Annotated in this window: 20 protein-coding genes; 4 read left to right on the top strand and 16 right to left on the bottom strand. The window is 42.2% G+C overall.

Going from position 1 to position 24,572, the window contains the following annotated elements; translation table 11 throughout:
• Positions 1 to 227: 227 nt before the first annotated feature.
• The 5 genes from WMO43_RS00350 to WMO43_RS00330 all read right to left on the bottom strand — a co-directional run bounded on the left by WMO43_RS00350 (position 228) and on the right by WMO43_RS00330 (position 5,900).
• Positions 228 to 941 carry a LytR/AlgR family response regulator transcription factor gene (locus WMO43_RS00350; RefSeq protein ID WP_353529303.1) on the bottom strand — a complete coding sequence of 238 codons (714 nt, stop codon included), beginning with the start codon at positions 939 to 941 and terminating at the stop codon, positions 228 to 230.
• Positions 942 to 962: 21 nt separating this feature from the next.
• On the bottom strand, positions 963 to 2,381 hold the full coding sequence (gene pdxR, locus WMO43_RS00345; RefSeq protein WP_353529302.1) for a MocR-like pyridoxine biosynthesis transcription factor PdxR: 1,419 nt from the start codon (positions 2,379 to 2,381) through the stop codon (positions 963 to 965).
• A 7-nt stretch (positions 2,382 to 2,388) separates the two neighbouring features.
• On the bottom strand, positions 2,389 to 3,249 hold the full coding sequence (locus tag WMO43_RS00340; RefSeq protein WP_353529301.1) for a DUF2225 domain-containing protein: 861 nt from the start codon (positions 3,247 to 3,249) through the stop codon (positions 2,389 to 2,391).
• 20 nt (positions 3,250 to 3,269) lie between these two features.
• Complete coding sequence (locus WMO43_RS00335; RefSeq protein ID WP_353529300.1) at positions 3,270 to 4,943, bottom strand: glutamine--tRNA ligase/YqeY domain fusion protein; 1,674 nt, start codon at positions 4,941 to 4,943, stop codon at positions 3,270 to 3,272.
• A 102-nt stretch (positions 4,944 to 5,045) separates the two neighbouring features.
• Positions 5,046 to 5,900 (bottom strand): rhomboid family intramembrane serine protease, encoded by an 855-nt coding sequence (locus WMO43_RS00330; RefSeq protein ID WP_353529299.1) that lies wholly within the window; start codon positions 5,898 to 5,900, stop codon positions 5,046 to 5,048.
• Positions 5,901 to 6,145: 245 nt separating this feature from the next.
• On the opposite strand from WMO43_RS00330, the gene WMO43_RS00325 reads away from it, so the two are divergent.
• Together WMO43_RS00325 and WMO43_RS00320 are read left to right on the top strand one after the other, a co-directional pair.
• Positions 6,146 to 10,390, top strand: a complete 4,245-nt coding sequence (locus WMO43_RS00325; RefSeq protein ID WP_353529298.1) for an acyl-CoA dehydratase activase-related protein — start codon at positions 6,146 to 6,148, stop codon at positions 10,388 to 10,390.
• Positions 10,391 to 10,404: 14 nt separating this feature from the next.
• Positions 10,405 to 12,150: a hypothetical protein gene (locus WMO43_RS00320; protein ID WP_353529297.1), complete on the top strand. Its 1,746-nt coding sequence runs from the start codon at positions 10,405 to 10,407 to the stop codon at positions 12,148 to 12,150.
• Between the two features lie 13 nt (positions 12,151 to 12,163).
• Here WMO43_RS00320 and WMO43_RS00315 read toward each other — a convergent pair whose 3' ends face one another.
• The 11 genes from WMO43_RS00315 to rho all read right to left on the bottom strand — a co-directional run bounded on the left by WMO43_RS00315 (position 12,164) and on the right by rho (position 22,948).
• Positions 12,164 to 13,357, bottom strand: a complete 1,194-nt coding sequence (locus WMO43_RS00315; protein ID WP_353529296.1) for a BMP family ABC transporter substrate-binding protein — start codon at positions 13,355 to 13,357, stop codon at positions 12,164 to 12,166.
• Position 13,358: 1 nt separating this feature from the next.
• Positions 13,359 to 15,128, bottom strand: coding sequence for an HD domain-containing phosphohydrolase (locus WMO43_RS00310; protein ID WP_353529295.1), 1,770 nt, complete (start codon positions 15,126 to 15,128; stop codon positions 13,359 to 13,361).
• The gene (locus tag WMO43_RS00305) at positions 15,097 to 16,911 is read right to left on the bottom strand and encodes a ligand-binding sensor domain-containing protein (protein ID WP_353529294.1); all 1,815 of its coding nucleotides are present in this window, start codon (positions 16,909 to 16,911) and stop codon (positions 15,097 to 15,099) included. Before WMO43_RS00305 ends, WMO43_RS00310 begins: the two co-directional genes overlap by 32 nt.
• Before the next feature lie 110 nt (positions 16,912 to 17,021).
• Complete coding sequence (locus WMO43_RS14170; RefSeq protein WP_434784152.1) at positions 17,022 to 17,216, bottom strand: hypothetical protein; 195 nt, start codon at positions 17,214 to 17,216, stop codon at positions 17,022 to 17,024.
• 100 nt (positions 17,217 to 17,316) lie between these two features.
• Positions 17,317 to 17,634 (bottom strand): type II toxin-antitoxin system RelE/ParE family toxin, encoded by a 318-nt coding sequence (locus tag WMO43_RS00295; protein WP_353529293.1) that lies wholly within the window; start codon positions 17,632 to 17,634, stop codon positions 17,317 to 17,319.
• Positions 17,635 to 17,638: 4 nt separating this feature from the next.
• Entirely contained in the window at positions 17,639 to 17,917 is a 279-nt protein-coding gene (locus WMO43_RS00290; RefSeq protein WP_177962726.1) for a type II toxin-antitoxin system Phd/YefM family antitoxin, read from the bottom strand.
• A gap of 238 nt (positions 17,918 to 18,155) precedes the next feature.
• Positions 18,156 to 19,229 (bottom strand): peptide chain release factor 1, encoded by a 1,074-nt coding sequence (gene prfA, locus WMO43_RS00285; RefSeq protein ID WP_353529292.1) that lies wholly within the window; start codon positions 19,227 to 19,229, stop codon positions 18,156 to 18,158.
• A 59-nt stretch (positions 19,230 to 19,288) separates the two neighbouring features.
• The gene (prmC, locus tag WMO43_RS00280; protein ID WP_177962795.1) at positions 19,289 to 20,116 is read right to left on the bottom strand and encodes a peptide chain release factor N(5)-glutamine methyltransferase; all 828 of its coding nucleotides are present in this window, start codon (positions 20,114 to 20,116) and stop codon (positions 19,289 to 19,291) included.
• Between the two features lie 19 nt (positions 20,117 to 20,135).
• Complete coding sequence (locus WMO43_RS00275) at positions 20,136 to 21,071, bottom strand: DUF1385 domain-containing protein (RefSeq protein WP_353529291.1); 936 nt, start codon at positions 21,069 to 21,071, stop codon at positions 20,136 to 20,138.
• 62 nt (positions 21,072 to 21,133) lie between these two features.
• Positions 21,134 to 21,340: a 50S ribosomal protein L31 gene (gene rpmE, locus WMO43_RS00270; protein ID WP_177962797.1), complete on the bottom strand. Its 207-nt coding sequence runs from the start codon at positions 21,338 to 21,340 to the stop codon at positions 21,134 to 21,136.
• Between the two features lie 171 nt (positions 21,341 to 21,511).
• Entirely contained in the window at positions 21,512 to 22,948 is a 1,437-nt protein-coding gene (rho, locus tag WMO43_RS00265; protein WP_353529290.1) for a transcription termination factor Rho, read from the bottom strand.
• 147 nt (positions 22,949 to 23,095) lie between these two features.
• Here rho and mnmL point away from each other — a divergent pair, with 147 nt between their 5' ends.
• Positions 23,096 to 24,028 carry a tRNA modification radical SAM protein MnmL/YtqA gene (mnmL, locus tag WMO43_RS00260; RefSeq protein ID WP_353529289.1) on the top strand — a complete coding sequence of 311 codons (933 nt, stop codon included), beginning with the start codon at positions 23,096 to 23,098 and terminating at the stop codon, positions 24,026 to 24,028.
• Between the two features lie 28 nt (positions 24,029 to 24,056).
• Entirely contained in the window at positions 24,057 to 24,572 is a 516-nt protein-coding gene (locus WMO43_RS00255) for a DUF4364 family protein (protein WP_177962800.1), read from the top strand.

Here is a 24,572-nt window from a genome sequence, read left to right as displayed (position 1 = left end):
ACAGGGATAACACAACTCATGTCATCCCTGTTTCCCTCTATCACAATTGACGCCAAAATCGTAAATATAAACACTCTTTGCTCTGGCAGTAATAACTAAATAAAATCATCTGCTCCCCCTCCTCTCTTCTAGCCGTCTATATTCTTGCATATTGATAACTATTTTTCAACAGGATTTACATAAAAGCAGTTGATTTTGACACAAAAGCAACATTTCAGTGTTTTTCTTTAGTGATTTCTTCGATTTCTACGGTATTCGCAGTAGATATCCCTAAATTGTGCGTACTTTTTACAACTTATCTTAACTTTTTCTCCATTTACTAAAATTGCTTCCTGCTTATTAAATTCTTTGATATAACGCATGTTAACATAATAAGACTGGTGTGGAGATATAAAATCCGTTCCATTCAGATTTTCGGCAAACTGTGTAATCCCCATTTTCACACAGTAATCCTCTTCTACAGTCCGTACAATGACATTTCTTCCACTTGTCTCCACATAGATAATATCTTTAGGTCTGACAATATGCAGTCCTTCCTCGTCCCAGAGTTCGATCTCGTATTCTTTTTCTAACTTAGAGACTGCACTGAGCAATGCCTCCCGCAATTTTTCCTGTTCCATTGGTTTCTTTAGATAACGAAATGCATTGACTTTATAGCCCTCAAAGACATATTTCTCGTATAATGTCAGAAAAATAATGATCGTATCTTCATACCATTTCCGATATTTCTCTGCCGTCTGGATTCCGTTGATCTTGGGCATCTTAATATCTAAAAACAAAATATCATATCTGTCCTGTGTCTGTAACAACTCCTGACCACTGCTGTAACTGCTGATCTCAGCCTGCAGGTTATTTTCCTGCAGTAAGTATTCCAGACTTTCCTGCAGCAATCCCCTGCCAATGGAATCATCATCACAAATTGCTATCCTTATTTTTTTCATAACCACCCTCGCAATCCTTTGCTAAAAAAATAACATAATTTTGTCCAGTTCCCGAAATCCCTGCTCTATTTCTTTTTCTGTCAGCCCCCCATATCCTAAAAGGATTGCCGGGTATTCCGGTACTTTGTTTTTATCTATATAGTATTCTGAAATCGGATAGATACGGATTCCAATCCCCTGTGCTAACTTTGTCAGTTCCTCATCCGAAAAATGCGACTCAATCTCTGCAATGACATGCAGTCCCGCATTATCTCCATAGACCTTCCGTATCCATTTTCTTTTCTTAATTTCATCCATCAAAAAGTCATGCTTCTTTTTGTAACTGCTCCGCATACGATTCAGATGACGTTCAAAATAGCCCTCTTTCATAAAGTTGCAAATGGTCATCTGCTGAATTTTAGGAACGGTTGATGCATAAAAACCGCATTTTTCGGTATAGACTTTTACTAATTTTTTCGGCAGCACTAAATAGCTGACACGCACTGCCGGAGCAATACTCTTTGAAAATGTTCCAAGATAGATGACTTTTTCATTCTGATCGGAACCCTGCAAAGAAGGAATCGGTTTTCCTTTATAACGGAATTCACTGTCATGGTCATCTTCGATCAGATATCGGTCCTCATCCTCTGCTGCCCATTTTAACAGCTCCATACGCCGTTTCATCGGCATGACGGTTCCCATTGGGAACTGATGTGACGGCATCACATATGCAATATCCGCCTGTTCACTGCGAAGCTGCTCCATACGGATACCCTGTGCATCCATATCTACCGCACAGACCTGATATCCTAAATTCAAAAAAGTCTCATATGCCTGTACATAGGTCGGACTCTCCATTGCCACGCGTCTGTCTGCACCTAAAATCTGGGATAACAGCATCAGCAGGTATTCGTTTCCTGCACCCACGATAATCTGGGAAGGCTCACAGATAACACCACGAGACTGATAGAGATAGTTACAGATTTCCTCACGAAACTCCGGCTCGCCTGCACCATCTCCTGCGGTCAGCAAATCGGCATTGTCTGTGCTGAGCAGATTCTTATTGACCTTTCTCCATGCATTAAATGCAAAATGCTCTAAGTCCACGGCAAAAGGTGAAAAGTCAATGTGTGTTTCCAACATCCGGTTCTTAGCACGTTTTGGCTCTTCTTCCTTTGGCTGCTGGCTGTTTTCTTTTAAGTCTAATAAATCACTGACATCACTGACGTAATATCCGCGGTATGGCTGTGCCTCTATGTAACCTTCCGATACAAGCTGCTCATAAGCAAGTTCTACAGTACTTCTGCTCACCTGCAAATGGGAAGATAAAAAACGAGTAGACGGCAGTTTCTCTCCTTGGGGAATCTTACCGTCCATGATCTCGATCCTGATATGGTCATATATCTGTTGATACAGCGGAATTTTTTCATCGTGTGACAGTGGAATCATCATTTCATTCACTGTCTGTTTAACCTCTCCCCTTTTTTAATTCTGCAACTACTTCTTCTTTCAGATTCAGTGCCTTGTCCTTCATCTGTCTTCCTGCCGTATTGGAGGCTAAGATACCTGCAAGGAGTTTTGATGCAACATCATATTTTTTATAATGGATTGACATCGTTGCTAACAGATAATCTACTGTTCCCTGATCCATTCCGCAGATTGGAAACATCTCTGTGCTGACTGCCTTAAGCATACCGTCATATGCCTGTTTGTAAAAGGCTTCCTCTTCCTTTTTACATTCTGCAATCGCTGCCTTTCCTTCCTCTGTTGCAGCATCCATGGTCTCAGCTTTTCCTCGATAGAGCCATGCAATTTTCAGACAGGTATATGCTTTTTCACTGGTCTTGCCTTTTTTTACAATGGTATTAAACAGTGACAGCTTATATCTTTCCAATGCACGGTCGTAATCATAAACTGCCGGTTCCGGCTCAATCTGTGCATGAAACTTTGAGCAGATGTTTTCTTTGATTAATTTACTCTGCACATTGGTAATATGCGGAAAGAAACGGGTCATTGCCGTATAACCGCAATGCGGGCAGGAACATATATCATACTTTAAAGTATCAATATACTGATGACGCGGTCTTAAGTCCTTATCAGACTCTAAACGCTTTACCCTTCCGTTCTTAATCATCTTTGTCTTAAACACTTTATCACAGACCGGACAACGGATGCCTTTTTCCAATAAAAACATATCCTCTGTCGGAATATCCGGCTTTTCTCCGGCTGCTTCTGTGCTTGCACTTGTCTTTGGCTTGTCCTCTTCAAAGATATCCATATCTTCTGAAATTTCCAGTCCAAACTTTTCTAATCCTGATAATAAATTCATATGATGACCCCCAAATCCGGCTATGACTGAGCCGGTAATTTAAATGAACTCTTTAATGAAACAATACGGTTGAATACCGGATGCTCCGGTGTGGAATCCTTTGCATCGGCACAGAAATATCCCTGCCGTACAAACTGGAAACTGTCATATGGCTCTGCTTTTGCAAGCTCCGGCTCTACATAACAATCCTTTAACACTTTTAAGGAATCCGGATTCAGATTCAGACTTCCGTCCTCTTTATTATAAACGCCTTTTTCTTCATCTACAAGATTCTCATAAAGGCGTACCTCGCATTTCTTTGCAAATGGTGCAGGAACCCAGTGGATGGTACCTTTTACCTTACGTCCGGTAAATCCTGTTCCCTGCTTTGTCTCAGGATCATAGGTACAATGTACCTCGATCACTTTTCCGTTCTCGTCTTTTACAAAACTCTCGCATTTTACAAAATATGCATGCATCAGACGCACTTCATTTCCCGGAAACAGACGGAAATATTTCTTTGGAGGTTCTTCCATAAAATCATCTCTGTCGATGTAAAGTTCCCGGCAGAAGGGTACTTTTCTGCTGCCAAGTTCTTCATTTTCTAAATTGTTAGCAACATCTAAATACTCCACTTCGCCTTCCGGATAATTGTCAATCACCAATTTAATCGGATCTAAGACTGCCATCATTCTTGGCTTTTTCATCTTTAAATCCTCACGGATACAATACTCTAACATGGCATAGTCTACAGAACTGTTGCTCTTTGAGATTCCGCACAGCTCCACAAAACGCTTGATGGATTCCGGTGTAAAACCTCTTCTTCTGAGTGCTGCGATAGATACCAGTCTCGGATCATCCCAACCGTCTACAATTCCATCTTCTACCAGTTTTTTAATATAACGCTTTCCTGTTACCACATTGGTCAGGTAGAGCTTGGCAAACTCAATCTGTTTTGGTGGTTTCTCATATTCTAACTCACGCACTACCCAGTCATAGAGTGGTCTGTGATCCTCAAATTCCAAGGTACAGATCGAATGGCTGACTCCTTCAATGGCATCCTCAATCGGATGTGCAAAATCATACATCGGGTAGATGCACCAGGTGTCACCTGTTCTGTGATGCGTCATATGTGCCACACGGTAGATGACCGGGTCACGCATATTGATATTCGGAGATGCCATATCAATTTTCGCACGCAAAACCTTTTCTCCATCCTTAAATTTTCCGTTCTTCATATCCTCAAAGAGTGCTAAATTCTCCTCCACACTCCGATTACAGGATGGATCATCTTTGCCCGGCTCTGTCAGTGTTCCACGGTACTCACGAATCTCCTCTGCCGATAAATCAGAGACATATGCTTTTCCTTTTTTAATTAATTTAACTGCTGCTTCGTACATCTGCTCAAAATAGTCAGATGCAAAGAAAAGGCTGTCACCCCAGTCTGCTCCTAACCACTGGATGTCCGCCTTGATAGACTCGACGAATTCCACCTTTTCCTTTGTCGGATTGGTATCGTCAAAACGCATATGAAATTTGCCATGATATTCTTCTGCAAGTCCGTAATTCAATAAGATGGACTTGGCATGTCCGATATGCAGATAACCGTTTGGCTCCGGAGGGAAACGTGTAACGACTTCTTCACATCTTCCTTCCTCTATATCTTTATCAATAATCTGTTCAATAAAATTCTTGGAAACTGTACCGCCTTCCATAAACTAAATCCTCCTGAAATCTCTTCTCAATCGCTTTTATTATATGATTTCAAGAGAATTTTGTCAATGTAAGCCCTCTATTTGATGATGCTTAAATAATCTCTAACTCCGCTTAATATGCTCATGGGTAAACAAATGATCCTGACAGTATTCATAATTTCCGTCACATTTTGAACAGAAACGGAATTCCAAAGTCGGATCATCCTTCTCTGTTCTTCCGCAAACTGCGCATTTATGCTTGGTTACACCGCCGGAATGTCTCATCTCTGCATCCCGCATCTGTGTCTTAAATACATACTTTCTATGCACTTCTTTTGGCGATACCCTCTGATAATTTCTGGTAGACAGATAGAAAATCAGGAAGTTCAAAAGTGCTGCCGCAATGGAGATTCTTCCCACTGCTCCGGTTGTAACAAAATCATAAATGGTCAAAGCCGCGTAGACATATGCCATCCACTTCATTCTTACCGGAATAATGAACCACAACAGAATCTGCATATTCGGAAAGCAGACCGCAAATGCTAAAAAGATTGCCATGTTGATGTAATAGGTTGTGACATAATAACCGATTCCAATGGTCAGACCACCTGTGACACTTAAAAATCCATATGCCACAAATGCTCCGATTACCGTAAATATCATGCCTCCGAAGATATAGACATTAAAACGGAAGGTTCCCCAGGTACGCTCTAATGCCGTTCCTAAGGAATAATACAGCATAATCATAATAATATAGAAAAAGATGTTGCCTGTAGACGGTGGGATCAACACCCATGTAACCAGTCTCCACACCTGACCTCGCAGCACCATTGCCGGTTCTAACATCAGATAACTGATGATCCCCGGTGTCATATACATCATCAGATAACCGAGTGCATAGGTTACTACAAGCCAAAGGCTCAGGTTGGGAATTGCATATTTTCCAATCTTTCGTTCTAATTTATTCAGATAATTCATCTTGCACCTCATTTGTCTGGAATTTTTAACCTTATATTTAACACATTATAATTTTAAGCATTTTGTTTGTCAATCTATGCAGAAATTCTTCACAAAATCTTTAGAATTATAACTTTATAAAGAAAATATAAAATGGAAAAAAAGGGTTGTTTTTTGTAATTTCCTGTCGTAGAATGGGGTGTACTGAAAAATCAGTACCGTTCATACATTTAATAGGAAATAAACAAGTTATAACAGGTGGTATTATGAATCAGAATTTATACAAATTAGGAATTGATATCGGTTCTACAACCGTAAAGATCGCTATTTTAGATGAGAATGACGACCTCGTCTTCTCTGATTACGAAAGACATTTTGCAAATATCCAGGACACACTTGCTGCCCTTTTAGAAAAAGCATACCGAAAAGAAGGAGATATGAACTTAGCACCGATGATCACCGGTTCCGGTGGTCTGACCTTAGCAAAACATCTCGGTGTTCCTTTTGTTCAGGAGGTTATTTCTGTATCCACTGCCCTGCAGCACTATGCACCGCAGACAGATGTTGCCATTGAATTAGGCGGCGAGGATGCGAAGATCATCTATTTTGAAGGCGGCAATGTTGAGCAGAGAATGAATGGAATCTGTGCCGGAGGGACCGGTTCTTTTATCGACCAGATGGCATCTTTGATCCAGACCGATGCTCCGGGATTAAATGAATATGCAAAAAATTACAAGGCGATCTATCCGATCGCTGCCCGCTGCGGTGTTTTCGCAAAGACGGACATCCAGCCGCTCATCAATGAAGGAGCTACAAGAGAAGACCTTGCCGCTTCTATTTTTCAGGCTGTTGTAAATCAGACGATCAGTGGACTTGCCTGTGGAAAACCGATCCGCGGACATGTTGCTTTTTTAGGCGGTCCTTTGCATTTTTTATCAGAATTAAAGGTAGCTTTTATCCGTACTTTACATTTAGACGATGAACATGCCATTACACCGCCGAATTCCCATTTGTTTGCAGCTATTGGCTCTGCTTTGAATTATAAAGAAGATACTACGACCACTTTAAGAAGTCTTTTACAGACTCTTTCCGGAAAAATACATATGGAATTTGAGGTAGAGCGTATGGAACCGCTCTTTGCTGATCAGGAAGAATACGATGCCTTTTTAGCACGCCACAACAGCAATCATGTGGTTACCGGGGATTTATCTTCCTATGAGGGCAACTGCTATCTTGGCATTGATGCCGGTTCTACCACGACAAAAGTTGCTTTAGTCGGCGAGGACGGCTCTTTGCTCTATTCTTTCTATGACAACAACAACGGAAGTCCGTTAGCAACAACGATCCGTGCCATGGAAGAGATTCATGAGCGTCTTCCGAAAAATGCTCACATTGTCTATTCCTGTTCTACCGGCTACGGAGAAGCATTGATCAAATCTGCACTACAGTTAGATGAAGGCGAAGTAGAGACAGTCTCTCATTACTATGCTGCTGCATTTTTCAATCCTGAAGTAGACTGTATTTTAGATATCGGTGGTCAGGATATGAAGTGCATCAAGATCAAGAATCAGACCGTAGACAGCGTTCAGTTGAACGAGGCCTGTTCTTCCGGCTGTGGTTCTTTTATTGAGACCTTTGCAAAATCTTTAAATTTCAGTGTCCGTGACTTTGCAAAGGAAGCTCTTTTTGCAAAAAATCCGATCGACCTTGGAACACGTTGTACGGTATTTATGAACTCCAAAGTAAAACAGGCGCAAAAAGAGGGAGCAACCGTTGCAGACATTTCTGCCGGACTTGCTTACTCCGTTATCAAAAATGCTCTCTTTAAGGTAATCAAACTTTCCGATGCCTCCGACCTTGGAAAAAATGTCGTTGTGCAGGGTGGAACTTTTTATAATGATGCCGTATTGCGCAGTTTTGAAAAAATCTCCGGCTGTGAAGCGATCCGTCCTGATATTGCCGGAATCATGGGTGCGTTTGGCGCTGCATTGATCGCAAGGGAACGCTACGAAGAAGGACATGTGTCTTCTATGCTCTCCATTGAGGACATCTGCAACCTGACCTATGATACAAAACTGACACGCTGCAAAGGCTGTACCAACCACTGCCTTTTAACTATCAACCGTTTCAGCGGCAACCGTTCCTATATTACCGGTAACCGCTGTGAGAAAGGTCTTGGAAAAGAAAAGAACAAGGAAAATATCCCTAATCTTTTTGACTATAAATATCATCGTATTTTTGACTATGAACCGCTTTCTGAAGCAGAGGCTGTGCGTGGCACGGTCGGTATTCCAAGGGTACTGAATTTTTATGAGAATTACCCGTACTGGGCAGTATTCTTCAAAAAGTTAGGATTCCGTACCGTTCTCTCACCGGATTCTACACGAAAGATTTATGAACTTGGGATTGAATCCATTCCAAGTGAGTCCGAGTGTTATCCTGCAAAATTAGCACACGGTCATGTGAAATGGCTGATCGATCAGAAGGTCGATTTTATTTTCTATCCTTGTATCCCTTATGAACGTCAGGAGATCAAGGATGCCAACAATCACTACAACTGTCCGATCGTAACTTCTTATGCTGAGAATATTAAGAACAATGTCGATGAGATCACAAGTGGCAGTGTACGCTTTTTAAATCCGTTTATGTCTTTTGGAAGCAAAGAGGCTTTAACCAAACGTCTGGTAGAAGAATTTCAGGCAGAGTTCCAGATCCCGGCAGCGGAAATCCGTGCCGCCGCTGATGCTGCATGGGAAGAGCTTGCAAATGCCCGTGACGATATGCGGAAAAAAGGTGAAGAAACCCTGCAATATCTGAAAGAAACCGGAAAACGCGGCATTGTCCTTGCCGGCCGTCCTTACCACTTAGATGCAGAGATCAACCACGGTATCCCGGAGCTTATCAACTCCTATGGAATTGCCGTACTGACCGAGGACTCTGTCTCTCATCTGAATCCGGTAGAGCGCCCGTTGATCGTATTAGACCAATGGATGTACCACTCCAGACTCTATGCAGCGGCAAATTATGTCAAGACTCAGGAAAATCTGGATCTGATCCAGCTCAATTCCTTTGGCTGTGGCCTGGATGCCGTAACCACGGACTGCGTCAGTGATATTCTGACAAATTCCGGTAAGATCTATACCTGCTTAAAGATTGACGAAGTCAACAACTTAGGTGCTGCAAGGATCCGTATCCGCTCTCTCTTAGCTGCGATCCGCGTCAGAGAGAAGAATCCGAAGGAACGCACGATCCGTCCTGCTAACTACAACCGCACCGTATTTACCGAGGAGATGCGTAAAAACTACACGATCATCTGCCCACAGATGTCTAAGATTCACTTTGACATCATTGAACCGGCATTCCGCTCCTCCGGTTACAATCTGGTGGTTTTAGAGAACGATAACCGTGATGCGATCAACACCGGACTTCGTTTTGTGAATAACGATGCCTGCTATCCGTCCCTGATGGTAGTCGGACAGATCATGGATGCCGTACTTTCCGGCAAATATGATATGACAAAGACGGCTGTTCTGATGTCGCAGACCGGTGGCGGATGTCGTGCATCGAACTATATGGGCTTTATCCGACGTGCACTTGCAAAAGCAGGATATCCGGATGTTCCGGTCATTTCGATCAACCTTGCATCGTTAGAGAAGAATCCGGGCTTTAAATTCACGCCTGCTTTAGTGCAAAAAGGTATGTACGGACTTGTTTTCGGCGACATTTTCTTACGCTGTCTTTACCATGTCCGCCCATACGAGGCAGAGCCGGGTTCAGCCAATGCCCTGCATGAAAAATGGAAAGAAAAATGTATTGCTTTCCTTTCACAGGATAAACTCCTTTCCCACCGCACTTATAAAAAAATGTGCCGTGAGATGATCCGTGACTTTGACAAACTTCCGATCCTCGATATCCAAAAACCAAGAGTCGGTATCGTCGGTGAGATCTTAGTCAAATTTGCACCTGCTGCAAATAACCATTTAGTAGAGTTATTAGAATCAGAGGGAGCAGAAGCGGTCGTTCCTGACTTATTAGACTTCTTCCTCTACTGCTTCTACAATGCGAACTTTAAGGCAGAAAAATTAGGTATGAGCAAGTCCTCTGCAAGAAAATGCAACCTTGGCATCAAAGCGTTAGAATGGCTTCGCTCTGCTGCAAGGGATGAATTTGAAAAGAGCAGCCGTTTCACACCGCCTGCCCACATTGAAGAACTTGCCCGCTATGCCCGTCCAATCGTTTCCGAAGGAAACCAGACCGGAGAAGGCTGGTTCTTAACCGGAGAAATGTTAGAACTGATCCACACCGGAACTCCGAATATTGTCTGCACACAGCCATTTGCCTGTCTGCCAAACCATATTGTCGGAAAAGGTGTTATCAAAGAGCTGCGCCACCAGCATCCGGAAGCAAATATCGTTGCGATCGACTACGATCCAGGTGCATCCGAGGTAAACCAGCTCAACCGTATTAAACTGATGCTGTCTACCGCACAAAAAAATCTTAAGAACGCTTAAAATGAGGAACTGCTATGGATTTTCAGGAACTGTTAAATGACTATATTGAATTATTATCCTGCACGGCAAAAGAACTTGCCGGTGCTTCCGACCTAACGGCTGTGGATATCAGCCGTTACCGTACCGGAAAGCGTACTCCTGACCTTTCCAGTCCCCAACTGAAAAAACTGGCTTTCGGACTTGCGAAACTTGCACAGGAGCATGGAAAAGAATCCATTACAGAAGGAGAAATTTATAACGCTCTGACCAATGCACTCGGAAAGGAATCCCTTTCCTATGCCATTACCATTGAGCGTTTCAATCAGATCATCTCTCTTTTGGATATCAATATTTCACAGATGGCGCGTGTTTTGAATTACGATGCTTCTTATATCTCCCGTATCCGTTCAAAACAACGCCGTCCGTCTGATATGCACTCTTTTTTCCACAGTGTTTCTGTATTCATTGTGCGCAGTTATTCAGACACTGCTTCAAAAGAGTTGATCGCTAATGTTTTAGACTGTGACATTCAACATCTTGAGGACAATTCCTCTTACCTTTATTTATTAGAGAGCTGGTTCTTTTCCGATTCTGAGGATATGGAGCTTTCCGGTTCTTCTGCAAATGATTTTTTGAGAAAATTAGACGAGTTCAATTTAGATGAATATATCCGAAGTATCCATTTTAACGATATCAAGGTTCCATCCGTACCGTTTCAGTTTGCCACCTCAAAAAATTATTTTGGACTGGAGGCTATGAAAAACGGAGAACTGGACTTCTTGAAATCCACGGTTTTATCTAAGTCTACAGAATCCGTCTATATGTGCAGCGATATGCCAATGGAGGATATGGCACAGGATTTAGAGTTTGGAAAAAAATGGATGTTCGGGCTTGCTGTCATGCTGAAAAAAGGACTGCACTTAAATATCATCCACAACATAGACCGTCCTTTTGAGGAAATGATGTTAGGTCTCGAAAGCTGGATCCCGCTCTATATGACCGGACAGATCTCTCCTTATTATCTGAAAAGTCCGCAGAATGACGTTTACTGTCATTTCCACTATGTATCCGGCGAAGCTGCCCTGTTTGGAGAATGTATCGCCGGATACCATGATAAGGGACGTTATTACCTGACCAGACACAAGGACGAAGTCGCTCATTATAAGACGATCACCAAATGTCTGTTCCAGAAAGCAATTCCTCTGATGGACATTTACTGCAAAGAGAGAAAGTCAGAATATGAGAAGTTTCTTTTTGAGAATGCAAAACTTCCGGGCAAAAGACATCATATCCTCTCTTCCCTTCCTCTGTGTACCATGTCCGAGGAACTTTTGAAAGAAATCCTGCAACAGAACAAGATTTCGACAGAAGATGCTGCAAATATTTTCCATTTTGTGACGATGCAAAAAGAGATTTATGAGCAGATGCTCTATTCCGGTCCTTTACAGGATGATGTTCCGGAACTGACAAGGGAGGAATTTGAACAGTATCCGATGGTGCTCTCTCTTTCCGGTCTCTTCTTTGAATCCGATATTTTTTATACCTATGAACAGTATCTGCAGCATTTATCGCAGACAAAGGACTATGCAAAAGGACAGGAAAATTATAGCGTAACGGTCACACATCAGCTTCCGTTCCGCAATATCCAGATCATCATCCTAGAGGGTGAATGGGTCATGGTTTCTAAGAATAAGTTCCCTGCGATCCATTTTGTCATCCATCATCCGAAGATGTGTCATGCTTTAGAAAATATGATCGTACCGGTAATGGAAGAGGAGTAAAACCACAATGGCTTTACTCCTCTACTGTTATCACATCTTTTAATACATAGTGAAATGTCGGTGCGGAACTGTTCTCGTTCTCGATATAGCCTTTCTTCAAATTACAGGTGTCCTTTGGATCTTCCGGATCCACTCCGATGTAATCCCCCTGGAATACCTGAATTTTTCCTTTTTTGAATCCGTTTATGACTTCCTGCATTTTTGCTTTGGTTCCCTTTGCCGCCACTAACTCATTCAACTCTAACATCTCGACCCAGCCTTCTTCAAAGCCCGCGCCCATGTCATTGCCGACTACATTTCCTTTGACATTTTCTTCGATTTTTTTATCTTTTAATACTGATTCTACGGCTCCTGTCACATATGGTTCCCAATTGATCTTACATCCGGTCAGATAGGTGGTCGGCGCTACATTTGCCATACTCTCATTGTAGCTGACAATGTAAACCGGTGTGTCGGAATCCGTTGCCTCACAGGCAGTTGCCGGTCCGGTGGTATCGGAGTGCTGTGAGATGATGACACAGCCTTCGTCTATAAATTCTTTCGCATATTTTTTCTCTATCAGATAGTCATTCCAGTTGTTCGTATAACGTACGGACATTACCACATCCGGTACAATCGAGCGCACCCCTAACAAAAATGCCGTATAACCGGAAATAACTTCCGCATAGGGATAGGCTGCAACATAGCCAATCTTTGCCTGCTCTTTTGTGATAGTGCCGTTGTCGATCAGTTCCTGCAGTTTCATCCCCGCCGCAACACCTGCGGTATATCTGCCCTGATAAATTGCTCCCATAAAGGTATGATAATTTTCCAGACGCGGTTCTTCATTCGCGTTAGAACAGGTTGCCATACAGAACTCGATATCCGGATATTTTTCCGCTAACTTTTTCATCGTCACTCCATAATTATAACTTGTGGCAATGATCAGTTCACAGCCGGAGTCTATCAGTCGCTCTAAATACTCCTCTTCGGTTCCCTCGGCAACATTACACATGGCAATGGTCTTGACCTGTTTTCCGTATTTGTCTGCTATCGCATTCTGCACCTCTATGAAATTATTCGTATAAGAAGTGCTGGCATCCCCGACATAGATAAATCCTACTTTGAGCGTCTTGCTCTCGCTCTTATGAAAGGAAAGAACTGCTGCTAACACCACTGCAATAATAATGCCACAGGTAAAAAAGGTCACTGTATATGTCTTTTTCATACTATTCTTCCTCCTCTTTCACATTTGCATTGTCATACAGGCGCTGCATATCGATCTGCCCGGTTTCGATCAAATGAAGCATGATATCGGTAAGCTGTGGATCGAACTGTGTTCCCCTGCCTTTTTTCAGCTCGCCTAGCACAAAATCCATATCTAACTTCTTTCGATAGACTCTGTTTGCAGTCATTGCATCAAATGCATCTGCAATTCCAATAATTCTGGCATTTAATGGAATTTCTTCTCCTTTTAAGCCATGCACATAGCCTTTTCCGTCATACCGCTCATGATGATATAACGCTCCTTCTTCGATATTGTCTATCAGCGTAAAGCTCTTTAAGATTTCTCCGCCTTTGACAACGTGGGATTTCATCTCCTTATACTCTTCGTCTGTCAGCCGCTCCGGCTTATTTAAGATCCGGTCCGGGATTCCGATTTTTCCAATATCATGAAGCAGTGCTGCTCGTTTCAGTTCGCTGCATTTTTGTTCATCAAAGCCTAATTCTTTTCCGATCATAACGGAATACTCCGCTACTCTCGCAGAATGCTGGCTGGTGTTGACATCCTTTGCATCCACGGTACGCGCGATGGTCAGAACCGTTTCATTTCCCATCTCTAACTGTTTTTTCACCAGTTCTAATTCCCGCTTCTGTATATTCAGCGTTCTCTGTACCTGTGTATGGAATACCAGCCAGGTCAGATAAGTGACTGCGATCGCAAAAACTGCTACCATATACAGCATAAACCACCAGTTATCGTATATCTCTGCTTTTTTGATGATCTGATAGGTACTTTCTACCTGTACGCTCTGATCTTTGCTGTCTAACACGGCTAAATGGAAGGTATAACTGCCTACCGGAAGATTCGTATAGATCACACTGGACAGTTCGCCCTGCTGCATGACTTTTGGTGCTTTATCATAGCCTTCTAAATATACACTGACATACGGCTTATATACGGAATAGTTGATGATCTCCGGAAAAATCTCAATGGTCTCTGCTCCACGCTCTACATAGAGTGGTTCACCTCTTTTTACCGAGTGACGGACACCGTCGATCTCTACGGATTTCATCTGCATACGGTAAGAACGTATTGACGCATTATAGTGGTTCAGGTTCATACAGGTCACTCCGTTATCTGTGGAAAAATAGAGATTTTCGTCCTGATCCACATAATTCCATGCATTCGGTGTCAATGCGTTTTCAAGTCCCGATTTACTGTTTAAAAGCTGGTACTCTACTTCTTTTCCATCCAGCAGATCTTTTTTATCGACTACATAGATTCCGGCAGAACCCGGCACAAACAACATTCCGTTTTTATTTCCTACCAGATCATAATTATTAAAATATGGAAAATTATCCAGTATTCGGATGGATCGGTCAGATTCCATATAACAGATACTGTTACTGGTTACGATAAAGACGCCTCCTCCATCTTCATCGGCAACCATACGAAGGATGACCTCCGAACTTAATCCTTCTGCCTTTCCATATTTTGCTGACACTTTACCGTCTTTGATGACTTCAATCCCGTTTCCATCCGTACCCGCTAAAATCGTTCCGTCCTCAAGTTCTAAGGTACAGAGCATCTTCGGATTTAACAATCCATCTTTTTCCCCGATATTTTGCAGAACCTTTCCGTCTTTGATATAGGTAAGTCCGGCATCCCCTGCCGCTAAAATATCCCCATTCTTTAATTCGATGGTCGTACGGATCTTGTCGCTGCTCACGCCGTTTTCCGAATTATAGATCGTATACTGACCGTTTTTTTTCAATCTCGATAGCACCTTTTCCGGTTGTACACGCCCAAAGATTTCCCTTACGGTCAACCATAAAACTTCGTATTCTGGCATCGCTTAATAGTTCTGTCCATTCATTCATAACGCCTGCTCCGGTTTTGGTATCGACAATCTTCAGTCCCTTGTCCGTTCCGATGTAAAGCTGTCCCTGCCATTCCGTCACTGCATTTACGATCTTTTCATCCTCTGCTGCTTCGTAATGGATATCCCTGAATATGGATTTACACATCCGCAGCACGCCTAAACGCGAAGAGGTAAACCACAGATTTCCCTGATAATCCACTAACATATGGTCAATGGAACTGTTAAATTGTTTCATTTCCACTGCCTGAAACTCTTTCTTTTTTTCTATATACCCTACTCCGTTATCGGCGCAGACAAATATAGTATCTTCGTATGGATACAGGGAATTGATATTTGAAAGTTCTCCGCAGGTAATACTTTTTTGATATTCTAATGTTTCTCCCTGCACGGAATACACATCAATCTGATTTTTTGAAGTTCCGACATACAGCAGTTCATCCTGAAAAAGACAACAGACATACGCCGACTCATCCAACGGCTGATAGGATGCTGTTACTTTTCCACCCTGTATCAAAAACAGCTTTCCCTCATCTGCTACTACGGCTACATTGCCGTTCTTATCTGCGTCTATGCTCTCTGCATAGGTTACTTCTGAAATGGTACGTTTTACGGAAAGTCCGCCTGAAAGTGTTACGACAGACAGCTCACTCGACGTGCCCACATAATACTCGCCATCGGAACTCTGTGTGATACAGCGTACCGAATCGGAGGACAACCCTTCTTTTTCTGATACTACATTTGCGATGCTCTCGTTGATAAAAATTGACACTCCGCTGTCATTTGTTCCAACCCAGAGCCTGCCTTCCTCATCTGTATAAAGACAGTTGACTGTCTTTACGGATTCATATTCATCCACCCACCGGAATTCCGAACCGTTATAGCGGTACAGTCCGCCATAGGTTCCAATCCAGAGCACTCCGTCATTCGTCTGCACGATATCATTTGCACAGCCGCCCGGAATCCCGTTTTCTCTTCCATAGATTGTCTGAAGATATGTATTATAATTGTTCTCTTCCTGTACCTCTTTTTTCTCCTTTGCATGCACCGAAACTGCTGCCCCCATTCCCTGAAACAGCGAAGCTCCAAGGGTCAGACACAACAGGATTCCGATCACTGCATTTTTTTGCACTTTTTTTCTGCTCTTATAAAAACGTATCAGCAAGAACAGTAGTACGATCGTAATGACTTTATCTAAAAAATCCAGATAGAATTCTCCGGCACAGTGACTGATGATCGGATTAAATCCCATTCTTTCTAACGCATTGATGACACCGTCACCCCACTTATTATTGGTGTAACCATCGAAATACATATAATTAAACGGAACTGATAAAACTACTGACAGAATTGTTGTTAGAAAGCTGATCGACAGCGTACCAAATAAATTTTTCAGATATCCCTTTCTTGCACATATTCCTACCGTCACTGCAACAATTGCACTGACTACAGCATAAAATATGTACGTCCAGGAATATAGAATCCCATAGATGATATTGACCGTCATACCGACCATTGCCCCACATAACGGTCCTAATACATAGGCTGCCACCACTGTTCCAAACGAATCTAAAAACAACGGCAGCTGCAAATTTTGTGCAAAAATCTTACCTGCATAATTGATCAAGATGCAGATCCCTACAAACAGGCTTATCTTATACCATTTTTTTTCACTCATTTTTCTCTCCATTACTTAAACATTCTTTTTTTTGATTCCCTGCTAACTATTGTAAATGAAATGAGCTGCAATTACAATTATGAATGTGTTTTTTTGCACCTTTTATAGGATTATGTTGTTAAAGGCGGCTCACAACTTAGTGCTGACAAATTGCACAAAACCGGGATCTCTTTTTCTATATGCTCTTTGTCTAAATAGAGTGCAAAATATTTCTGCCCTTCAAACCATAGTCCGGTCAGACCGATCTCATCTGCCGCTAATAAAATATTTCCGATCGGCGACCGGTAATGACTCGTGTACTGCATCTTATCCCTCCTTAACGCTTGGCTTATTCCGTATTTATGAAGTCTGGCAGACCGGAAATTTTACTTATTGGTAGAAAATGGCTTTTTCTTTTGATTGCAATTATAACCCTCTGATAATGTTTAAATAATCCTGTCTCTGGTCTACAACGGCATAAACAATAACTTCTTTCTTTTGCTCATCCACTTTATAAAATACTATATTTTTCTCAAGTATCAGTACTTTATATCCCTGCCTTTTTAACACTAAATAACGAGGTTCTACTCCTTGAAACGGATTATCCCCTAAATCCAAAATACTTTGTTCCAATTTTTTTAACTTTTCTAATGCAACTGCATTGCCAAAATTTTCAGCTATATATAAAATGATTTTTCTGATCTGGACATCTGCTGTTTCAGTGCGAATAACTTTATATTTCAAAAAACTAGCCCTCCTGCAACAGTTGTCTTAAATCGTCAAATGTTTCATCGATTGGTGCAACTCTACCATTCTTTACATCGTTTTCTGCTTCCGCTAAAATTTCTAATAACTCAATTCTGGACTTCATGTGTTTATATTCCTCATATGAAAGAGATACTGTATCTCCGCGTCCATTTACGGTTATAATGACTGCTTCTTTTCCTTCCCGGCATTGCTTGGAAATCTCACTATAATGATTTCGTAAATCCGCTGATGGTCTTATTGTTTCCTGTAATGTATACATAGAAAATCACCCCTCTTTCTATAATAGTCATATTATATCTTAATTTGCCTACAGCATCAAGTTTCTTTCTATTTATTCTTCAAATCTTTAATTGGAATTATTTGTGGCATCGTATAAACTTCCTTATCTATGGTTTAATTCTACCATAATTATGTCCTTTTTTATTCTCTTTTATTTATAAATAAATACATAAAAAAACGACCCCTGACCTATGTCAAAGACCGTTTTTTTATATCTTCTATTCCTCGCCCATCTTCGCTAGCTTCTTCGCCTGGTCGGCTGCAATACATGCATCAATGATTTCCTGGATATCCCCGTTCATAATCTTGTCAAGTTTGTACAAGGTCAGGTTGATACGGTGGTCGGTCACACGACCCTGTGGGAAATTGTAGGTTCTGATCTTCTCAGAACGATCCCCTGTTCCGATCTGGCTTCTTCTGGCTTCTGCCTCTGCATCGTGAGCCTTCTGGCACTCCATATCGTAAAGTTTTGCACGCAAAAGGGCAAATGCCTTCGCCTTATTCTGGATCTGGGATTTTTCCGTCTGGCTGTAAATAACAATACCGGTCGGATAATGGGTCAGACGTACCGCGGAGTCCGTGGTATTGACACACTGTCCACCGTTTCCGGAAGCGCGCATAACATCAATACGGACATCTTTTTCATCGATCTCTACATCCACTTCCTCTGCCTCCGGCATAACCGCAACCGTAATCGTTGAAGTGTGGATACGTCCACCGGACTCTGTCTCAGGTACACGCTGTACACGGTGTACGCCGGACTCGTATTTCATCTTAGAATAAGCACCCTGTCCTGTAATCATAAAGTTTACAGATTTCATACCACCGATTCCGATTTCTTCCATTTCTAAGGTCTCAACCTTCCAACGCTGACTCTCAGCATAGTGTACATACATACGGTAAATCTCTGCTGCAAAAAGTGCTGCCTCATCACCGCCTGCACCAGCACGGATCTCTACGATAACATTCTTATCATCATTCGGGTCTTTTGGAAGCAGTAGAACTTTTAACTCCTGCTCTAACTCTTCAATCCTTGCCTTGGACTCGTTTAATTCCTCTTTGGCAAGCTCACGCATTTCCTCGTCGCTTTCCTCATCAAGCATAGCAAGGGAATCCTCTACATTCTGTTTGCACTGCTTGTATTCCTTATAAGCCTCAACGATCGGTGTTAGGTCGCTCTGCTCCTTCATCAGTCTTTTAAAACGCTCCGGGTCATTCGCAACATCCGGCTCACTGAGCTGATTCATCATTTCTTCATATCGCATCAAAGTATCATCTAATCTGTCAAACATATCTCTACCTCATTTCTCTGCTTTCCTTCTGTGTCATATCCGATATCACCCTAATTCCGCTACAAGTGGCCACGGACCACCCGGTCTAATCCTGCTAAATCCTGCACCACCGTGATATCTTTAAATCCAAAATGCTTCATCATCTCCGTTACGGCAGAAGCCTGCTCACACCCGATCTCTAAACACAGGATGCCATCCTCGTTTAAGTATTCCACACTTCCTGCAATGATCTTCCGGTAAAAATACAGTCCGTCCTCTAAACCGTCTAATGCCTGATGAGGCTCAAAATCCCGCACCTCCGGCATCAGATTCGGAATCTCTGCCGATGGGATATAAGGCGGATTCGAAACGATCACATCGAACTTTCCGCTGAATGCCTCATAGAGATTACTGCGTTCAAAAATAACTGCCGTCTGGTTCAGCTTTGCATTTTCTTTTGCGGCATTGATCGCCTGACGGGAAATATCTCCACCATACGCCTCTATATTCGGCAGATTCCGTACCATACTGATAATGATACAGCCTGAACCTGTGCATAAATCCAGCACACGGGCATCCGGCTTGCAGATCTTTAAGATTTCTTCCACTAAAATCTCCGTATCCTGTCTTGGGATCAGAACACTTGGATTGACCTTAAAAGTCAGTCCCATAAATTCCTGTTCCCCGATAATATATTGTAACGGCACACGCTCTGCCCGCTTTCCGATCGCGAGCTCGTATTCCTGCTGTTCTTCTTCTTTTAATTCGTCTGTGTCGTTTAAATAAAAATACTGTCTTGTGATATGACAGACATGCTCAAGCAGATACCACGCATCCAGTCTTGCCGTTTCAATTCCGGCTTTCTCAAGCGCTGCCGTCCCCTCTGCTAATGCCTCACGATATCTCATAAGACCTCTCCTTTTTCTCTCAGTCCGCTTCTGCTGCTCCTTCGCCGCGTACTTTTTCTACATATGGTTTCCAGTCAAACACTGCCTCTACCGAAGCAATGGCAACCTCGATCATATCCTCATCCGGCTCTTTTGTCGTAAACTTCTGAAACCAGAGTCCCGGCTTGCTGAGCAGATTCACAAAAGCATTCTCACTCCGTCCTGCAAGACGTAGAAATTCATATGCAACTCCTGCGATCACCGGCACTAAGAGAATCCTGAGTGAAAATCTCCAGATTGCCGAGTCCGTGCGGATACATGCAAAAAACAAAATGCTGATAAATACTACCAGAAACAAAAAACTGGTCCCGCATCTTTTATGAAACCTTGAACTCTTCTTCACATTCTCGACATTCAGATCCAGTCCATGCTCCACACAGTTGATGCACTTATGCTCTGCTCCATGGTACATATATACACGCTTAATATCTTCCATGCAGGTAATTGCAACAATATATATGAAAAAAATAACCACGCGGATGACACCTTCGATCAACGCAAGTAACGTCGGCGAAGCAATCCATTTTTTAAAAAAGAGCGATAGTCCATATGGAAGAAGCATAAAAATTACAAGTGCAAGGATCACGGACAAAAAGACCGTAAACCCCATTGCCACACTTTCCTTCTTTTCCTTTGCCTTCTGATCCTCTTCGCTCAGTTCCTTTGCCTCTTCATCAAAAAAAGAAGCGGAATACATCAATGTCCGCATGCCCAGTACCAGCGAATCGATAAAATTGATGACACCACGCAAGATCGGTATTTTTTTGATCTTCTGATTTTTGACAATGCCGGGATACTCCCGTGCATCCACCACAATTTCTTTGTCAGGCTTTCTGACTGCCACCGCATAATGAATACCGTTTTTCATCATTACACCTTCCATGACTGCCTGACCACCAATTCCGGAATAGCCCATTGTCTCCTCTTTCTTAAAAAAAGGTTGAGATAAACACCTCAACCTTTCCAAACAACCTATGTCTATTTGTTATCCATGCCGTATTTCTTATTGAACTTATCAATACGTCCACGAGCCTGAGCAGCTTTCTGCTGACCTGTGTAGAACGGATGGCATTTGGAACAGATTTCTACGTGGATATCTTCCTTCGTGGAACCTGTAACAAATGTGTTTCCACAGTTACATGTAACAGTTGCCTGATAATAATCTGGATGGATTCCTTCTCTCATGTCTTTCACCTCATCAATCATTTTATATCATTTATTTCACTTTATTCTGTTTTATAGTTTACAAACTATACATCCCGATAAACAGCTTATTAATTGTACCATAAGCATAATCGTTATGCAAGTCCTGTTCCAAAAATTCTTACGGTTTCTTGCACTTTTTTTCTGTGTTTTTTACAGGATCCGGTTCTTTTTCACCATATGGATAAATTCCTGGTTGTCTCTTGTTCTCGCAAACATATTCAGGATATTTTCCACTGCCTCATCAGTACGCATACCGTTAATTGCTTTTCGCATGATGCCAACTGCTTCTAATTCTTCTTTATCTAACAGCAGATCTTCTCTTCTTGTTCCTGATTTTACAATATCAATTGCCGGGAATACACGTTTTTCTGACAGCTTGCGGTCTAAAACAAGTTCCATATTACCGGTACCCTTGAATTCCTCGTAAATAACGTCATCCATCTTGCTGCCCGTATCTACCAGTGCCGTTGCTAAAATTGTCAGGCTTCCGCCCTCTCTCATATTTCGCGCCGCACCAAAGAAACGTTTTGGCATATGCAGTGCTGCCGGGTCAAGTCCACCGGATAATGTTCTTCCGCTTGGTGGTACGACCAAGTTATAGGCTCTTGCTAATCTTGTAATGGAATCTAATAAGATCGTAACATCCTGATGATGCTCTACCAGTCTTTTGGCACGCTCTACTACCATCTCAGATACTCTTTTATGATGCTCCGGAAGCTCATCAAAGGTAGAGTAGATAACTTCCACATTTTCCCCCCGGATTGCCTCCTTGATATCGGTAACCTCCTCCGGACGTTCATCAATCAGTAAAATGATCACATGCATATTCGGATTGCTGTGGACAATGGATTTTGCAACCGCTTTTAACAGCGTTGTCTTACCTGCTTTTGGCGGAGACACGATCATACCTCTTTGTCCTTTACCGATCGGGGATACCAGATCGACAATACGCATTGCCATGTTGACACCTCTGCCGTACTCTAAACGGATCCTTTCATTTGGAAAGATCGGTGTCAGATTTTCAAAACCGGTTCTCTTCTGTGCTTCGGACGGATGATACCCATTGACGGAACGCACATATAATAAGGCAGAAAATTTTTCTCCCTGCGTCTTAATTCTTGTATTGCCACAGACGATATCTCCGGTCTTTAAATTAAATCTGCGGATCTGCGTTGGAGAAACATAGACATCTCCATCTCCCGGCAGATAATTCTCACAACGGATAAATCCATATCCATCCGGCATAACCTCTAAGATTCCCTCGGTGGTAATCCCACTGTCTAAGGACATATCCACTTCGTTCTGCAAATTGTGATCACGTCCGTCATTTTTGCGGTTCTCATGATACTGTCCATTCTGCTGACGCGGATATCTATGCTGTCTGGTCTCATTTTTTTCTTCTGTAGTTTCTTTCTTTTTCTCATCTATATTTTTTGCATCTTCGGATGCCGGCTGAGCCTTTTCATCTTCTGCTACCATGGCCTCGATCAACTCTGCTTTTTTCATTGTCGATACTTTAGCAATACCTCTGGACTTCGCTAAATCACGCAATACAGCCACTGACAGACTCTCATATTTTTCTCTCATGCTTTTTCTCCTTAATCTATAGGGATCAATGCCGAAATGGCACAATGATTTGTGATAACGCCATTATACACTAATTTTTCCAAAAGTAAAACCCCCTGTTGCACTCACCTTGAAAATCTTACCCAATAATGCTATGATAACATCATCATGCAAAAATTTTGGAATGAAAAACGTTATTATTCTTTTGATTATTATTTAAAAAATACTTTTGGTGAAAAAATCTACCGGATTTCCCTAAACGGCGGCATGACCTGCCCTAACCGTGATGGCAGTCTGGACACACGCGGCTGTATTTTCTGCTCTGCGGGCGGCTCCGGGGACTTTGCAGCTCCGGTCAGTCTTTCCATTACGGAACAGATCGCATATGGAAAACAGCAGCTTTTAGGAAAATTTCCGTGTAAACGTTTCATTGCCTATTTTCAGGCATATACCAACACTTATGCACCGGTCTCTTACTTAAGAAAAATCTTTACGGAGGCTTTGATGCATCCTGACATTGTGGCACTTTCGATCGCCACAAGACCGGATTGTCTGAATGACGATGTATTAGAACTTTTAGATGAACTGAATCAAATAAAACCTGTCTGGATCGAACTCGGTTTACAGACGATCCATCCTGAAACCGCGGCATTTATCCGGCGTGGTTATGACTATGCATGTTTTACCGACGCTGTGGAAAAAATGCATCAGCTTCACATCCCCGTCATTACCCACCTGATCTTAGGGCTTCCGGGTGAGGACCGGACTATGATCTTAGAATCCGTAAAATCGATCTCCGGACTTCTTGTGTCCGGTGTGAAATTGCAGCTTTTACATGTTTTAAAAGGGACAGATTTAGCAGACTATTATCAACATACCGGTTTTCCTGTTTTTTCTATGGAAGAATATGTGGAACTTGTGATCGACTGCTTAGAATACCTTTCGCAGGATATTGTAATACACCGGCTGACCGGTGACGGACCAAAAGATTTACTGATCGCTCCGCTATGGAGTACGAAAAAAAGATGCGTTTTAAATACCATTCACCGCCGTCTGAAAGAACGCGATACTTTTCAGGGACGACTGGCAGAAAACAGATAAGATTATATAAATAAGGATAGAGATAGACATGGCTGAACCAATTACAATTTACAAATTAATTATTTTATATATGCTCTCCCAGGTAGACTTCCCACTTGGGAACACTAAAATTTCCAATTTCTTTTTAGATAAGGAATATACCACCTACTTTACGATACAGCAGGTATTAAATGACCTGTTAGATTCGGAACTGATCGTTGCCGAATCCACACACAACAACACCAATTACCGGATCACTGCATCCGGACGTGAAACCTTGGATTTCTTTGAGGATAAAATTTCAGAGGCGATCCGTCAGGACATCCGTGAGTATTTTTCCCAGAATCAGATTGAAATGAAAAAAGAAGCCGACATCAGTGCCGATTACTATCGCACTCCGCAGCATAACTACGCGGTACATTGCCAGCTCAGACAAAAAAATATTCCGGTCATTGATCTGACTTTAACAGTCAAAAATACCGAAATGGCAGAAGCAGTCTGCAAAAACTGGCAGGAACAGTCCCCGGAGGTCTATGCCTGCCTGATGGATATGTTAGTAAAATAA

The sequence above is a fragment of the Maccoyibacter intestinihominis genome (assembly GCF_040096355.1).
GTDB classification, from domain to species: domain Bacteria; phylum Bacillota; class Clostridia; order Lachnospirales; family Lachnospiraceae; genus Maccoyibacter; species Maccoyibacter intestinihominis.
The sequence above is the reverse complement of the archived record's forward strand: the minus strand, read 5'-3'. Positions and strand labels throughout refer to the sequence as shown.

What these genes read in the sequence shown, in the direction of transcription:
- WMO43_RS00315 (WP_353529296.1), bottom strand. Translation starts at nt 13,357, where the DNA reads ATGAAAAAGACATATACAGTGACCTTTTTTACCTGTGGCATTATTATT.
- WMO43_RS00255 (WP_177962800.1), top strand. Translation starts at nt 24,057, where the DNA reads ATGGCTGAACCAATTACAATTTACAAATTAATTATTTTATATATGCTC.
- WMO43_RS00305 (WP_353529294.1), bottom strand. Translation starts at nt 16,911, where the DNA reads ATGAGTGAAAAAAAATGGTATAAGATAAGCCTGTTTGTAGGGATCTGC.
- WMO43_RS00320 (WP_353529297.1), top strand. Translation starts at nt 10,405, where the DNA reads ATGGATTTTCAGGAACTGTTAAATGACTATATTGAATTATTATCCTGC.
- mnmL (WP_353529289.1), top strand. Translation starts at nt 23,096, where the DNA reads ATGCAAAAATTTTGGAATGAAAAACGTTATTATTCTTTTGATTATTAT.
- prfA (WP_353529292.1), bottom strand. Translation starts at nt 19,229, where the DNA reads ATGTTTGACAGATTAGATGATACTTTGATGCGATATGAAGAAATGATG.
- WMO43_RS00350 (WP_353529303.1), bottom strand. Translation starts at nt 941, where the DNA reads ATGAAAAAAATAAGGATAGCAATTTGTGATGATGATTCCATTGGCAGG.
- rpmE (WP_177962797.1), bottom strand. Translation starts at nt 21,340, where the DNA reads ATGAGAGAAGGAATCCATCCAGATTATTATCAGGCAACTGTTACATGT.
- WMO43_RS00290 (WP_177962726.1), bottom strand. Translation starts at nt 17,917, where the DNA reads ATGTATACATTACAGGAAACAATAAGACCATCAGCGGATTTACGAAAT.
- WMO43_RS00330 (WP_353529299.1), bottom strand. Translation starts at nt 5,900, where the DNA reads ATGAATTATCTGAATAAATTAGAACGAAAGATTGGAAAATATGCAATT.
- WMO43_RS00325 (WP_353529298.1), top strand. Translation starts at nt 6,146, where the DNA reads ATGAATCAGAATTTATACAAATTAGGAATTGATATCGGTTCTACAACC.
- WMO43_RS14170 (WP_434784152.1), bottom strand. Translation starts at nt 17,216, where the DNA reads ATGCAGTACACGAGTCATTACCGGTCGCCGATCGGAAATATTTTATTA.
- WMO43_RS00340 (WP_353529301.1), bottom strand. Translation starts at nt 3,249, where the DNA reads ATGAATTTATTATCAGGATTAGAAAAGTTTGGACTGGAAATTTCAGAA.
- rho (WP_353529290.1), bottom strand. Translation starts at nt 22,948, where the DNA reads ATGAGAGAAAAATATGAGAGTCTGTCAGTGGCTGTATTGCGTGATTTA.
- WMO43_RS00335 (WP_353529300.1), bottom strand. Translation starts at nt 4,943, where the DNA reads ATGGAAGGCGGTACAGTTTCCAAGAATTTTATTGAACAGATTATTGAT.
- WMO43_RS00275 (WP_353529291.1), bottom strand. Translation starts at nt 21,071, where the DNA reads ATGGGCTATTCCGGAATTGGTGGTCAGGCAGTCATGGAAGGTGTAATG.
- prmC (WP_177962795.1), bottom strand. Translation starts at nt 20,116, where the DNA reads ATGAGATATCGTGAGGCATTAGCAGAGGGGACGGCAGCGCTTGAGAAA.